The organism is Alkalihalobacillus sp. R86527 (assembly GCF_042466185.1).
GTDB lineage: Bacteria > Bacillota > Bacilli > Bacillales > Guptibacillaceae > Guptibacillus.
Genome location: NZ_JAXHBW010000001.1, coordinates 3,604,364 through 3,618,666, shown reverse-complemented (window position 1 = coordinate 3,618,666; position 14,303 = coordinate 3,604,364). Strand labels below are relative to the sequence as shown.

Annotated in this window: 16 protein-coding genes; 10 read left to right on the top strand and 6 right to left on the bottom strand. The window is 39.5% G+C overall.

What is annotated here, in order from left to right:
- Positions 1–33: 33 nt before the first annotated feature.
- Complete coding sequence (locus SJY16_RS18950; RefSeq protein ID WP_377891609.1) at positions 34–978, top strand: ABC transporter ATP-binding protein; 945 nt, start codon at positions 34–36, stop codon at positions 976–978.
- A gap of 4 nt (positions 979–982) precedes the next feature.
- On the top strand, positions 983–1,771 hold the full coding sequence (locus tag SJY16_RS18945; protein WP_377891607.1) for an ABC transporter permease: 789 nt from the start codon (positions 983–985) through the stop codon (positions 1,769–1,771).
- A gap of 349 nt (positions 1,772–2,120) precedes the next feature.
- On the opposite strand, the gene SJY16_RS18940 is transcribed toward SJY16_RS18945, so the two are convergent.
- Positions 2,121–2,876: a class I SAM-dependent methyltransferase gene (locus tag SJY16_RS18940; protein ID WP_377891605.1), complete on the bottom strand. Its 756-nt coding sequence runs from the start codon at positions 2,874–2,876 to the stop codon at positions 2,121–2,123.
- 145 nt (positions 2,877–3,021) lie between these two features.
- Between SJY16_RS18940 and SJY16_RS18935 the strand changes: the two genes are divergently transcribed.
- The gene (locus tag SJY16_RS18935; RefSeq protein WP_377891603.1) at positions 3,022–4,326 is read left to right on the top strand and encodes a lysine N(6)-hydroxylase/L-ornithine N(5)-oxygenase family protein; all 1,305 of its coding nucleotides are present in this window, start codon (positions 3,022–3,024) and stop codon (positions 4,324–4,326) included.
- Positions 4,327–4,363: 37 nt separating this feature from the next.
- Here the strand turns inward: SJY16_RS18935 and SJY16_RS18930 are convergent, their stop codons facing one another.
- From SJY16_RS18930 to SJY16_RS18920, 3 genes are all read right to left on the bottom strand, one after another.
- The gene (locus tag SJY16_RS18930) at positions 4,364–5,164 is read right to left on the bottom strand and encodes an STAS domain-containing protein (protein WP_377891601.1); all 801 of its coding nucleotides are present in this window, start codon (positions 5,162–5,164) and stop codon (positions 4,364–4,366) included.
- Positions 5,165–5,233: 69 nt separating this feature from the next.
- Positions 5,234–5,506 (bottom strand): acylphosphatase, encoded by a 273-nt coding sequence (locus SJY16_RS18925; RefSeq protein ID WP_377892341.1) that lies wholly within the window; start codon positions 5,504–5,506, stop codon positions 5,234–5,236.
- 55 nt (positions 5,507–5,561) lie between these two features.
- Positions 5,562–6,284 (bottom strand): YwaF family protein, encoded by a 723-nt coding sequence (locus SJY16_RS18920; protein ID WP_377891599.1) that lies wholly within the window; start codon positions 6,282–6,284, stop codon positions 5,562–5,564.
- Positions 6,285–6,375: 91 nt separating this feature from the next.
- Between SJY16_RS18920 and SJY16_RS18915 the strand changes: the two genes are divergently transcribed.
- Entirely contained in the window at positions 6,376–6,927 is a 552-nt protein-coding gene (locus SJY16_RS18915) for a flavodoxin family protein (protein WP_377891597.1), read from the top strand.
- A gap of 47 nt (positions 6,928–6,974) precedes the next feature.
- Here SJY16_RS18915 and ytvA read toward each other — a convergent pair whose 3' ends face one another.
- Positions 6,975–7,763, bottom strand: a complete 789-nt coding sequence (gene ytvA / locus SJY16_RS18910; protein ID WP_377891595.1) for a YtvA family blue-light photoreceptor — start codon at positions 7,761–7,763, stop codon at positions 6,975–6,977.
- Between the two features lie 237 nt (positions 7,764–8,000).
- Here ytvA and SJY16_RS18905 point away from each other — a divergent pair, with 237 nt between their 5' ends.
- The 6 genes from SJY16_RS18905 to SJY16_RS18880 all read left to right on the top strand — a co-directional run bounded on the left by SJY16_RS18905 (position 8,001) and on the right by SJY16_RS18880 (position 12,302).
- The gene (locus SJY16_RS18905) at positions 8,001–9,215 is read left to right on the top strand and encodes an EAL domain-containing protein (RefSeq protein WP_377891593.1); all 1,215 of its coding nucleotides are present in this window, start codon (positions 8,001–8,003) and stop codon (positions 9,213–9,215) included.
- A gap of 19 nt (positions 9,216–9,234) precedes the next feature.
- Entirely contained in the window at positions 9,235–9,636 is a 402-nt protein-coding gene (locus SJY16_RS18900) for a secondary thiamine-phosphate synthase enzyme YjbQ (RefSeq protein WP_377891591.1), read from the top strand.
- A gap of 2 nt (positions 9,637–9,638) precedes the next feature.
- Positions 9,639–10,109, top strand: coding sequence for a low molecular weight protein-tyrosine-phosphatase (locus tag SJY16_RS18895; protein WP_377891589.1), 471 nt, complete (start codon positions 9,639–9,641; stop codon positions 10,107–10,109).
- Positions 10,106–10,978 carry a fructosamine kinase family protein gene (locus tag SJY16_RS18890; protein ID WP_377891587.1) on the top strand — a complete coding sequence of 291 codons (873 nt, stop codon included), beginning with the start codon at positions 10,106–10,108 and terminating at the stop codon, positions 10,976–10,978. Before SJY16_RS18895 ends, SJY16_RS18890 begins: the two co-directional genes overlap by 4 nt.
- Before the next feature lie 73 nt (positions 10,979–11,051).
- The gene (locus tag SJY16_RS18885; RefSeq protein WP_377891586.1) at positions 11,052–11,453 is read left to right on the top strand and encodes a hypothetical protein; all 402 of its coding nucleotides are present in this window, start codon (positions 11,052–11,054) and stop codon (positions 11,451–11,453) included.
- Positions 11,454–11,471: 18 nt separating this feature from the next.
- Positions 11,472–12,302, top strand: coding sequence for a YihY/virulence factor BrkB family protein (locus tag SJY16_RS18880; RefSeq protein WP_377891585.1), 831 nt, complete (start codon positions 11,472–11,474; stop codon positions 12,300–12,302).
- 32 nt (positions 12,303–12,334) lie between these two features.
- Here the strand turns inward: SJY16_RS18880 and SJY16_RS18875 are convergent, their stop codons facing one another.
- Entirely contained in the window at positions 12,335–14,248 is a 1,914-nt protein-coding gene (locus SJY16_RS18875; protein WP_377891583.1) for a heavy metal translocating P-type ATPase, read from the bottom strand.
- Positions 14,249–14,303 lie beyond the last annotated feature (55 nt).

The following is a 14,303-nucleotide window of genomic DNA, read 5'->3' as shown; positions in this document are numbered from 1 at the left end:
GTATTTTTTTATCTAGAGAAGGAGGATTGAGAGATGGATGGTTCGATCAGAGTGCATAATCTAGTAAAAACATATAAAGGGGATGTCAAGGCAGTACAAGGAGTTAGTTTTGAAGTAGAAGAGGGTGAGTTCTTTGCCTTTCTTGGACCGAACGGTGCTGGAAAATCCACGACTGTTCAAATCCTTACAACGTTAGTCAAACCAACAGAGGGAGAAATTCTTGTTGGTGGGATCAATGTTAAAGAAAACCCAGAAAGTGTGAGAAGAAACATTGGAGTGGCCCTTCAAGAAACGGGGATTGATTCTGTTCTGACTGGACGTGAATTGATCGAGATGCAAGCAAGGTTATTTGGTTTTTCGAAAAAAGAAGCGAAGGCGAGAGCAGTTGAACTTTTGAGACTAGTGGATTTACCGGACGATGCAGACCGACCTTCCGGAAAGTATTCAGGAGGTATGAGGAGAAGGTTAGATCTTGCCATGACATTAGTGCATAACCCGAAGATCCTATTCTTAGATGAACCTACAACGGGATTAGATCCTATGAATAGAAAAGCGATTTGGAAAGAGATTAAGCGATTGAATAAAGAAGAAGGGACAACGATTTTTCTCACAACACAGTACCTCGAAGAAGCTGATCAGTTAGCAGATCGCATCAGTATTATCAATCAAGGAAGAATCGTTGCGGCAGGTAGTGTTGAAGAATTGAAAAGAACGCTCGGTTTTGATGCCATTCAGCTGACCTTTGAGAGCATAGAAGAAGCAGAGCATGCTAGTAAGGTTCTATATGGAATTGGTGAGAATATAGAGCATTCCAAAGAAGAAGTGACGATTTATACAGAGAATGGTACGAAGCTTCTCTCTGAACTTGTAAGGAACTTAGATGAACAAGCTCTCTCTCCTAAAACGATAAATGTAAAGCCTCCTACCCTCGATGACGTATTCATTAATGTTACGAATGAGGAAAAGGAAAGGGTGTGAAGTAATGGGCGATAAAAAGAGTTCTTTCCTTGTGGATACAGTGATTCACTCGAAAAGAAGTATCATTACGATTCTTAGGAATCCTTTTATTTTAATACCAAATCTGTTTATCAGTCTTTTTTTCTTATTAGTGTATGAGGGGGGATTGAGTGGGATCTCACAGCTTCCAGCATTTGAGGGAGCGAACTACTTAGCTTTTATACTACCTGTGTCGATCGTTTCAGCAGCGATTGGAGGTGCTGGAGGCGCAGGTCAGGCATTAGTGAATGACCTTGAAACGGGGTATTTCTCTAGGCTATTGTTAACTCCTTCTTCTCGTCTTGCGATCGTACTTGGTCCGATCATAGCAGGGATGCTTCAATTATTGATTCAAACGATTCTCATTCTAATCATCGCATATTTCCTTGGACTCAAAGTGGCAGCAGGGTTTGGCGGTATTCTCGTCGTGTTATTACTAACGCTTGGTTGGGGGCTTGCATTCGCTGGGTACTCCGTAGGGATAGCTTTACGAACGAAGAATGCTCAGTCAGCGCAGGCAGGGACGTTCATATTCTTTCCACTTATTTTCCTAAGTACGACGTTCGTTCCATATGAGTTGATTGAAGCGGGATGGTTAAAAGTTGCGACAGTCATCAATCCTACAACGTACTTATTTGAAGCGATGCGTTCTGTTTTTATAGACGGTTGGGAATTCTGGCCACTTGCAAAAGGTTTTCTTGTTATTGGTCTACTATGCGCAGTGACAATTACATTCTCGGCGATCAGTGCTTCAAAAGCGGTTAGTGCAGATTAATTGATTAAGAACCCGCATGTCGCGGGTTCGCAGCTTGTTGGGAAACCTTGGTTCGTTGTTCCTTATGCCGTAGGAGTTTGAATACTGCTTTCTTTCCGCCCGTTTCCACGGGATTCATGCGGTATTCACTCCTACGGATTGCAATCAATCGCAGCAAACTTTCCGACCGATTATGATTAAGAAGACATTTACTTTCAATCTCTATCCGATGTTTTAGTAGCTTTGTTTTTTTCTCGTAATCATACACGAATAGGTAGATTGGAGCGGAAATCCCTACTATAACCGTGGCAGATGGTCCTTAAGACTTTCTGGACAATCTAAGAACCCGCATGTAGCGGGTTCGATTTTTTTAGACTTTAGCTTTGATGATGAATCTGTGAGAAGGAATAGCTAAATAGCCATCATCATTTATCTTTTGATGTAGGTTATGAAGAGCGTCACGATAGCGTTCTATTGAGAAATCAGGAATTTGCCATGGAATGGCTTTGAGATAATAGACGAGTGCACCAATGTCATAAAAGCGTGTAGTTGGATATGCTTCTTTCTTATCGGTCACTTGGAAACCGGCTTCTTCTAATTCGTTCACCGCATAAGCAAGATTCCAATGTTGAAATTCAGTTTCCATCGATGCGCCAAGAATTCGGTTGAGCTCAAGCATGTCAGTCCCTCCAACCTGCTGGGTTATGAACTCCCCATTAGCACCTAAAATTCTTTTGAGCTCAGCCGGTGAGTAGGACTCATGCTTATTCATAACAAAATCAAACTGATCATCTGAAAAGGGAAGACTACAATCATCTTCAAAAGAATAAACAGGTACGCCGAGTGGTTCTAAGCGTTCTTTAGCAATTGGAACGTTAGGCGGGTACCCCTCTGTTGCAGCTAGTTTTTCTGGATAGGGTTGGAGCTTCTCTAAGAATTCTCCCCCACCTGTCCCCATATCGAGCACACTTGCTGAAGACTTAAATAAGGCGAGAATTTCTGATGTATAGCACCATGGAAGAGAATCAGTATGAATTCGTCCCGTATCTGCTATATAAGAAAAATCCCAACCGGAGAAAGGTTTTTCACTTTCAGTTAAATAAAAGTCAAATAAATCGATAGCCATCCTTAACCTCCTATTTTTTTCCTCTGTTTCATTGTAGCAGAGTATTACGAATGAAAAGGAAGAAAGTTCATAGAGTTAAAATTGTCATGATTAGGGTAAAACAAGATATAGAAGTGTTTAAGTGGAAGAAAAGGACGTGACGATATTGGATAATGCACAAACGTATGACTTAGTTGGAATAGGAATTGGACCATTTAACCTTGGAATGGCTGCGCTTGCCGAAGAGTTGGATATCGAGGCAATCTATTTTGATCAAAAAGAAGAGTTTAATTGGCATCCAGGCATGTTGATCGAAGGAGCAGATTTGCAAGTGCCATTTCTTGCTGACCTTGTCACAATCGCGGATCCCAAAAGTCCATATACATTTATTAATTATTTGCATGAAAACGATAGGCTTTATCAATTCTACTTCTTTAATAAACTTGATATTCCGAGAAAAGAATATAATGCTTATACACGATGGGTCGCTTCGAAACTCTCGAACTGTCGTTTCGGAAAAAGAGTTATTGATGTAACTTACCATAAAGAAGAACAATACTATGAAGTTGTTGTTGAAGATACGAAAACCTCTGAAGTTGAGACGATTAAAACAAAGCATGTTGTATTAGGAACAGGAAGTATTCCGAATATCCCTAAGGGGTTTGATCAGTATCCAATAGAAGATGTGCTACATACAAATCATTACCTTCACCATGAGAAGGAGCTAAAGCAAGCTGATTCCGTTTCTGTTATAGGCTCAGGTCAAAGCGCCGCTGAACTTTTCTATGATTTACTTATGGATCAGAAGCATTATCATTACAAGCTGAATTGGTTTACAAGGTCAGCAGGTTTCTTTCAGCTTGAATCAGCGAAGCTAGGTCAGGAAGTCTTCTCACCGGACTATGTTTCGTATTTCCATCGTCTTTCTTTCGAAGAGCGTAAAGACGCTCTATCGACTTTAGGACCACTGAGAAAAGGAATTGATCCAGAAACGCTGAAAGCCATTTATGATTTGCTTTATCATCGGTCATCTGAGTCAAGCTACCCCGATGTTATCATTCAGCCTCTGACAGAGGTGAACGGAATTGAGAAGAATGGAAAGACCTACCGTTTAGAATGTAGGCAGTGGCAGGAAGATCATTCATTTACAGTAGATACTGATAAAGTATTGTTGGCTACAGGTTACAAGCCCCATTTTCCGGAATGGTTTACGAAAATTCATGATGATATCGAATGGGAAGATGAACAAAGGTACAAAGTCACATTAAATCAGCAACTGGTTTTTAAAGATAAGAGAGAGAATCATTTCTTTACGCTCACAAATATCGAACATTCCCACGGGGCAGGTGCGACGAACCTTGCACTATCCGTTGAAAGAAATAAACGAATTTTGAATACGGTAGCGGGGGAAGAAATTTTCCCGATTAAAACAAATACAGTCTTTCAACAGTTTTCAAGTAATAAGATGTGATATATGTGGAACATAAAAAAGCTGAAGAGCGCGCTCTTCAGCTTTTTGGTATATCGTCGACTTTCTGAAGGACGAATCCTTCACTTTTCATAACATCATTGATTCCTTGTCTAAACGTTGCGAAGGTAGGTATCGAGGAATCCAGGTCAAGATTAATAATCCATTTTACTATTCTTGATGTAATCCCAACATAGACAACATGAATCCCCATCAATTTGAGTGATTTTGTCATCGTTTCAAAGACCGTATTAGCAGAACGATCTGTGAGATTCGTTAAGCCTGAAAAATCGATCAATACGTAATCGGTATTTGTTTTTGCACAGTAGTCTAGTACGTTGCGGATTAGTTTCTCAGAACGGTTTACAGTTAGGGTTCCAATCAAAGGGATTAAGATTGCATGATCAAGTACGGTTGGAAGTATTGCATTCGAGTATTCGTCGATCAGTTTTCTATTCTCATCAATTTCTTTTTGCTTTTCAGTTACATCTCTCCAAACAAGTATATAGCCTTGTTTTTCTTCATACTCATCTCTATATTCCGTAATAACGATGTTCGCTGCGAACTTATCAAACAATGTGATCGTACTCTGGTAGGGCAAATGATGCAGCAGGATCGTTGTCTGATGCGTAGGGTTTTTGTGAAAATCATGAATGCTTTTCCCTATTAACTCGGAAGGTGAATCGACAGGTAAATAATCGATGATCGATTCTAAAAGAATGCCAGCTTGTTCATTAAACCAAGCGATAGTGAAACTTGTGTCACAAATAAAAATACTATCACCAATACTATTCAAAACTCTTACCGTTTCATTGTTTTCAAAAAACGAGGTTTTAGCCAATTCGCTTCCTCCGACATATTTAATTTTCCATTCTAATAATATTATAGAATAATAAATGTAGAATGAACATTAATAACGAATGGAAAAAGTTCCTTCTTGTGGCTTTACTTCCTCTTCCTTTGTTTCTACATCATCAACAGACGAAAAAGGGCTGCCTTTCTTGACCGATGAAATGAATTGATTAATTTGCTCTTCTTCCCCCTGGGCCGCAATTTCTACGGAACCGTCCATCGTATTTCTTACATAGCCACTTAAATTGAATTCAGCTGCTTTTTGCTGAGTAAAAGCTCGGAATCCAACACCTTGCACGCGACCGCTAACGATAAGGTGGTATCGTCTCATCATGATCATCCTTTCATTTATCTTTTTCATTTTCTTTTTCCTGTTTGCATTCGGTTTAAACCGTTCGTTCTTTCCGGTTGATAAAGGCAAATGGAAGGTATAGAAGGTGAAATAAGGTAATGGCGATCACTTCTAAAGATAATAAATACCATGGCCAATTCCCAAGATACGAATAGATTGTATTGCTCATAGGCTTTTCCATTAAAAACATATAATTTGAACTGAGAAGACCATTTACAATAAAGATGAGCGTTGTATATAGGTTTAGAACAAAGAACGCTTTCCAAATGGATTTATAAGTAGGGTAGTAACTTTCAACAACAATCATAAACCAGGCTGTGACAACAATGGCCCCATGAGCGATGAAGAAATGAAAGAAGCGATAATGCGGAAATGGATAGGTCAGCTCTGGAGTGATCATTGCGAGAAGCGCACTACTGGAACCTACGAAAAAGGTGATGTCAAATAGTAACTGATTCTTAGAAGCTAATAAGATTACGGCAAGAAAAAGCGATATGCTACTTAATTGTAATGGCAATGTGGTTGTTATTCTCCATTCCCCGTGATAAATAAACCATAAGTGAAAGCTTGCTTCAGATAGTAGTAATAAGAGAATTACTATAATGCGAAATGATACGTTATAGCGCCTCTTTCTAAGAGATCTTCTAAATAGATAAGTGAATACGAATAGAATTGATAGTCCGATGAGAACAAGTAGATGGGATTTAGAGAAAAGGGAGAAGGTCTCATCTATTGTCCAAGTAAGATAAGGGTTCACATTGACACCTCCTTAAATCAGGTAAGCATAACAGTGTAAAAGGGAGAGTGAAATCGTTAAAATAAAGGTGTACGAAAGAAAGGAGAATGGTATGAAAAGAATACTTGTACTAGACGGTAGTCAAAGGTCCAACGGGAATACGGAGATGTTAACAAGTCATGTGTTAGATGAGATTGACCACGCAAAGGTTTATTTGAGGGAGTTAGGCATTCGTCCTATTAAAGACCAACGTCATACAGAAGGTGGTTTCACTCCCGTACGTGATGAACATGATAACTTAATAGAAGAAATCATCAGCAGTGATATTATCGTGTTCTCAACACCTATTTACTGGTACGGTATGTCAGGGGTAATGAAAAATATGGTCGATCGCTTTTCACAGGCCTTGCGTGATGAACGTTTTGATTTGAAGAATAAATTAGCAGGCAAAGAAGTTTATGTAGTAGCTTGCGGTGGTGATAACCCGAGGTTAAAAGGATTACCCCTTATACAGCAATTCCAATACATATGTGATTTTCTAGGGATGAACATGGTGGACTATTTAATCGGACAAGCGGTTAAACCCGGAGAAATTCAGGACGATGTCCGTGCGCTCCAGGAGGCCCAATCATTAAATACGAAAATTAAAGAAAGTATGAAGTGATTCTGCTAAAAAGCTTTCGAGATGACAATCTCGAAAGCTTTTTTTATTTATTGAATTGTAGTCAAGGCTTGCTTAACTGATGGGAAGCTTTGAATTGATGAAAGAGTCAAATCCGAGCGAACACTTTCGAGAACAAACTCTGGACGAATGCCAGAAATCATGAGAGTAGCTCCCATTAATTTGATAAGTTGATCAAGCTGGTAAATGCCATTGTGGAGTTGACTAGTAAAGTGACTTACACCGGAAAGGTCTAAGATTAGAAATTGGTCTCCACTTTTCTGGATGTGCTTACTAACATTGTGATGCAATAATTCCAGGCGTTCATCGTCAATCTCACCTACAAGAGGAACGATCGAAACATCTCTGTCTATAGGTACGATAGGAGTAGACAGGTCTTTTACTTGTTGTAAGTAATGATTAGAACGATCTTCTGCATATCGGCGCTTCGTTACGTCCTGTTGGACACCCACGAAATAAGATTGGTTTTCACTTTCCATGTAAACTGGGAAGATCTGAAGCTCATTCCAAAATGGCTCACCGCTTTTTCGATAATTCTTCACTTCTACTTTTAGCTTTTCTTTATTCTTAATCGCATGTCGAATTTGATTTAATACTTCATGGTCAGTATCTTCTCCTTGAAGAAAACGACAGTTATAGCCGACAACTTCATATGTAGAATAACCGCTTAATTTTTCAAAGCCTTTATTTGTGTAGATGATCGGGTTGTCAGGTAGTTCTGGATCTGTAATCACGACTCCGGTATCTACATATTCAATAGCAGTTCTGATAAATTCATTTTTCTTCATACGTTTGATTTGCTCTTTATTTGCTCTCATTTTGTAAGCCCCGTGTGTGTTTTGTCCTCATTCAAATCATCACCTTTTAAACTGATTGTTAGTACTAGTATAAATCTCATCTAGATAAAAACCAATAAATAACCAATTATTCATTTGATTTCTGAGAGGAAGGAATAACCTTATGGGATGAATCGGGTGATCGTTAGGCTCTAAAAAGTCTATATGTTCATGATATAATAGCTGTATTTATATCTATATGTGAGAGGGGGATCAGCGTTGGATGCACTAGATGTCATGGGAAATAAAGAGAAAGCGTTTCCGCATTTTCAACCGATTATTAGCGCAGATAAAAAACAAATTATTGGCTATGAAGTACTGGGAAGAATTCAAACAGAAGAAGGAATTGAAGATCTTAGTTTCTTCTTTGAAGATACAACCATTCCAGAGGAGTATATATTAGAGATCGATACACGTATCCGAGATTTAGCAATCGAACATTACAAGAATCATGGAACAGGGGAATGTTTGTTTTTTAACTGCAATGCTAGTCATTTGCTATATGATCATGGAGAAGCGATTACACAGTCATTAGAGGAATATGCCAATCTGGGGATTCCTTACAATCGCATTGTGTTGGAAGTATCAGGATACGATGTGGAAGAGGATAATTTAAATAAGCTTCAGCACCTCTTAGCATACTATAGCAGTCTAGGTGTACAAATCGCGGTTAGTCACTCTGGAAATAAGATGAGCAATATTGAAAAAATCGCAATATTAAATCCGAATTTAATCAAAGTGAACCTATTTAGCCTTAAAGACAAGGGGATTCCCAAAGAATATCGAGATGTGCTCTACACATTGTCTATGTTAGGCCGTAAGATTGGAGCTACTTTATTGTTTGAAGGTATCGATGGTCATGGGCAAATGAAATATGCCTGGGAAAATGGTGGTCGGTACTATCAAGGTAATTACATCAAAGAGCCGGGCCCAGTATTTTTGGACAGGGATCAATTTAAGGCCCTACTTTCTAAAGAGTTTCATCAATTTATAAGCCATGAGCGAACTCGGCTACTAGCGCTGTATCACTTATCCAGAAGGTTTAATGACCATTTGCAAAAACAAATCAAATTGATAAAGCAGAACGATTGGGATGATATCGTTACGCAAGCTTCAAAATCGTTGAAGGATGCTTGTTTCAGAGGATATATTTGCAACGAAGATGGAAATCAGGTTTCCTCAAACTATTATCGGAATGATGATGGGAGCTGGGAACTGCAGCCAGAGTATGCTGGCAACAATTGGAGTTGGAGACCGTATTTTTTAGAAAATATTATCCGAATGAAACATGAAGGAATAGGGAATCTCTCTGATATGTACAGTGATATCGAAACCAATGAATTGATAAGGACCTATTCTTACCCAATCAACGAAACACATTATTTGTTTCTTGATATACCTTATTTGTATTTGTATGATCGCGATCACCACTAGTAATTTGGAGGGATGTAAGATGCTTAAAAAAACGACTGTCAAAACTACTAAGCGAGATGAAATGATTGACATTACGTCAATTGTTAGAAATGCAATCCAAGATGAAGGTATTAGAGATGGGCTTGTTGTGGTGTATTCAGCACATACAACTGCTGGTATAACAATCAATGAAAACGCAGATCCAGACGTAAAGCATGATATGTTGATGAGGCTGGATGAAGTGTATCCGTGGGAGCATCCTAACTATAAGCATGCAGAAGGGAACTCTGCTTCCCATTTGAAAACAAGTACAGTTGGTCCTTCTCAAACTATTTTGATTGCAGATGGAAAAATGATTCTGGGTACATGGCAAGGAATATACTTTTGTGAATTTGATGGACCTCGTAACCGGACTGTTTATATCAAAACGATGGAGGGATAAGCATGATTCGAGTATTGTTTGTATGTCTCGGTAATATTTGTAGATCCCCAATGGCTGAAGCGATCTTACGAGATAAGGTCGCTCAGGCAGGTCTTTCTGATGTGATAACAGTCGATTCTGCAGGAACTGGTGATTGGCATATCGGTGAACCACCGCATGAGGGGACTACAGACCTTCTTTCTAAGAAAAAGATCAGTGTCGACGGGATGAAGGCACGTCAAGTGAAAAAGGAAGAATTGGAAACATTTCAATATATCGTGGCGATGGATGCTGGCAACCTTGGTGAGCTGCACAAATTGGCAGGTCTCACAAACACAAGTTCCATCTCTAGACTAATGGACTATGTTGAAGAGTTTGAGATCGAAGATGTTCCTGATCCATACTTCACGGGTAATTTTGATGAAGTGTATGAGATGGTTGAAAAGGGCTGCGATCAATTATTTAAACACATTAGAGAAGAAAGCGGTCTATGATAAGACCTGTTCAAGCTGCTCTAGAAGCGTACGGTGATGGGAGTGAAGTCAAACGATGGAAACCCGTATCGGGAGGCTCCATCAATGATACATTTTATTTAGAAACGAAAGACAGAGAGTATTTCGTTAAGTTCAATCCATCGGCTGAGAACGATTTTTTTCAGGCTGAAGTGGAGGGCCTTACCCTTTTAGAACATAACGGTGTTCCTGTACCTAAGCCTCTTTTTAATAATAAAGGTGGAGTAGGTCATAACGTTCTTCTATTAGAATGGCTTTCTCCATCCCACACCGTTAAATCTGATGATAAGCTTGGAAGTGTGGTTGCAAATATGCACGCCAACCATAGTAAAAAAGCAGGGTTGGCACATTCTAACTTTATAGGCGAATTGCCACAACTTAACGACTCAAAAGATGATTGGGTTGAATTTTATCGCGATCTCCGGTTAGGTTACTTACAGTGCGTAGCCGATGAAAAAGGGTTGTTAACGAAAGAACGGCAGTCTCGTTTGATAAAGCTGAGAGAGAATCTCCATACTATCCTGAATCACAACCCACCCAAATCGTTATTGCATGGCGATCTCTGGGGTGGAAACTGGTTAAGTGGAAAACAAGGGAAGAGTTTCTTAGTCGACCCGGCAGTCTATTATGGGGATAGGGAAGTTGATATAGCCTTTACATATTTATTTGGTGGGTATTCTCATGCTTTTTATCGTCAATATGAAGAAGAATATCCATTGGAAAAAGGTTCTGAGGACCGTTTTCCGATCTATCAACTGTATTATCTTCTTGTTCATCTTGTGATATTTGGGGAAAGCTATGGAAGTGCGGTAGACCGTATCCTTAGGCGCTACACCACTACTCACCTTTAGTATGCGAAGTTTAATCGGCACCATTTCAGGGAAAATAATCGCAACTTTGTGAAATTAAAGGAGGTAATATTAAATGAATCAGACATATCAGACAAAAAACGAAAATAAACTTTTTAAAGCTGTCCTAATCGGTGGCCTAGCAGGAGCCTTTATCTCTCTTTTGGATCGTGGAACACGACAATCACTAAAAGAAGGGTCAAAGCGTACAGGTGAGGTGCTACGAGAAGTGAAGAACAATCCTTCTTATTATTCGAATAAGGTAAAGCAAACGGTTGAAGACGCTGGTGATCTAATGAAAGAGGTCCAGGATGATATTAATACTCTTTCAAAGAAATTCAGCGGATTAAAAGATAGCTCAGTCGAAGCTCTAAACATCGTTAAAGAAACTCAGAAAGACATTAAAGAAATAGGATCTAGGGTAGTTGAAGCAGGTGAAGAACTAACGAAAGACCATAATGACCAAATTACGCACTAGATAACTTCAGGAGGGTATATGGTGAATTTATCAGTACTCAGTTTTAGTAAGCAGCTTTTCTTGAGGATAAAGGAACATCAGGTTACAGATTTGGCTGCGCAGCTTGCGTACTATTTTTTGTTGTCTCTATTTCCATTCCTCATTTTCGCCATAACCCTTCTGGCTCATTTCGATTTCTCGAAGGATCAAATTCTTGAATTAATTGCTCAATACGCACCTTCGGAATCTTTTGTCGCGATTCAAGAGAACCTTATTCTCGAAGATGGTGCACGGAAAGGATTACTTTCATTTGGAATCATCGCAACGATATGGTCGGCGTCTAATGCCATCAATGCCATCATTAAGTCCCTGAATCGAGCATATAACGTAGATGAAAACCGGAATTTCTTTCTCGCAAGAGGACTTTCGGTCTTGTTGTCGCTCGCTATGATTTTCGCTATTGTCGTTGCATTACTATTGCCCGTATTTGGAGAAATGCTCTGGCGGTTTTTCGTGGAGTTTTTTTCAATCCCAGAGTCATTTAGTTTTATGTTTGGACTGATCCGATGGTTTTTAAGTCTTTCCATCATGATCATCGTGTTTATGTTCATTTATTATTACGCTCCTAATAAACGATTGCATTATAAAGACGTTCTGATAGGGTCGATTACCGCTTCAGTGCTTTGGCAGTTTGTTTCTTTTGTGTTTTCATATTACATAAATAACTTTGGAAATTACTCTGCAACGTATGGCAGTTTAGGTGGGGTCATCGCCTTAATGTTATGGTTTTATTTAACTGGCCTCGTTATTGTAGTAGGGGGAGAAATCAATGCAACCTCCAATTACTTCAGAAGGAATAAACCAACGTAAAACAGCAGCCTCTCTAGGGCTGCTGTTTTCTATTATTTCAATAGACGTAATCCATTTAGTATGACAAGAATCGTGCTGCCTTCATGACCGAGAACTCCGAGGGGGAGGGTCAAGAATTGAAAGAAATTTGATGCGATCAACACAAGTATGACTATGATGGAAAAGGCAACATTTTGTTTTACGATCGAGTTTAATCGATTCGATAAGCTAACGGCCCGTATTAATTTGGCTAAGTCGTTTTTCATTAACACAACATCAGCAGTGTCGAGTGCGACATCAGTTCCTTGGCCCATGGCAATCCCTACATCAGAGGATGCGAGTGCTGGAGCATCATTAATCCCATCCCCAATCATGCCAACAGAACCAAATTCTTCTTTGAGTTGTTTGATTCTCGAAACTTTATCTTCAGGTAAACAGTTTGCATAATATTTCTCGATCCCTACTTCTTGAGCGATCGCTTTTGCAGTTTCCTCACTATCTCCGGTAATCATGACAGGTTCAATACCTTGTTTCTTCAGATCTTTTACCATTTTGATTGACGCTTCTCTCACTTGATCTTTAAGAGCGATGATACCAGCTATACCTTGTTCATCAGCTGCAAGTACAAGAGTCTTACCCTCTTCTTGAAGCTGTCTATATTGGTGGTCGAACAAAGAAAAGCCGACCGATTCCGAGAAAAATTCTCGCTTACCAACTTTCCATTGCATTCCTGAAACATTCGCTTGTACACCCCAACCGGAATGGTCTTCCATATCTTCAGGTTCAATCCAAGCAAAATTACCTGCAGATTGAACGATGGCTTTCGCTAGCGGATGTGTTGACTGTCTCTCAATCGAGGCAACAGTTTGAATAAAGGTAGCTTCATCAATATCTTCTCTAGTGATGATATCTGTCACAACAGGGTTGCCTTCTGTTAGTGTCCCTGTTTTATCAAGTGCAACAGCTCGAATGGTACTAAGCTGTTCGAGGTGGACGCCACCTTTGAACAATATACCATTCCTTGCTCCTGATGATATTGCTGAAAGAGTAGCAGGCATTATTGCTGCAACTAGAGCACAGGGAGAGGCTACTACAAGGAAGACCATAGCTCGATAAATTGTTTCATCCCACGACCAGCCAACTAAATAATGAGGAAGGACCATAAGAAGAGCTCCGATAAGTAGAACGATCTTCACGTACCAACCTTCTATTCTTTCAATGAACAATTGCGATGGGGCTTTTTGTTCTTGTGCTTCTTGTACGAGGGCGATTATCTTTTGGAAAACCGTATCTTCGTTTCTTTTTGTCATCTTAATTGTTAAATGACCAGAAATATTTAATGTTCCTGCGAACACTTCATCATCAATTCGCTTGATAACAGGGATCGATTCGCCTGTAATAGCTGACTGATCAAGTGACGTTTGCCCCTTGATAATCATTCCGTCAGCGGGCACACGTTCCCCGGGTTTAATCAATATGGTGCTAGCGATTGTTAGGTCTGACGCTTGAATAACTTTCTCCACGCCATTCTCGATGATCGTAGCCGTTTCTGGTTGTATGTCCATAAGGGACTGTAGTTCACGTTCACTCTTGTTCAACGTATATGTTTCGAGGGCACCACTTATTGCAAATATAAAAATTAGAATGGCACCTTCTGTCCAGTAACCGATCGATGCAGCTCCTATAGCGGCAATAATCATAAGTAATTCGACATTAACGTCTTTATCGGCGATTGAATCTTCAAGTCCTTCTTTTGCTTTAGCAAATCCACCTATTATAAAAGCAATGATATAGAGACCGGCTTCTGTGAATGAAGAAAGGTCGCTTTCCAGTAACCAGGTTAAGGCAATAAGACAGCCACTAAATAAAGCAGCAATAAGTTCGCTATGTTGTTTGAGGGTATCCCACCAATAAGAAGTGTGGGACGGATAAGTATTGGTTTGAACATTCACTTGTTGCATCTTCATGCCTCCCTAAACCTTTCTAATTGAGAAAGATAGTCATATTCAATACTTCGAAATG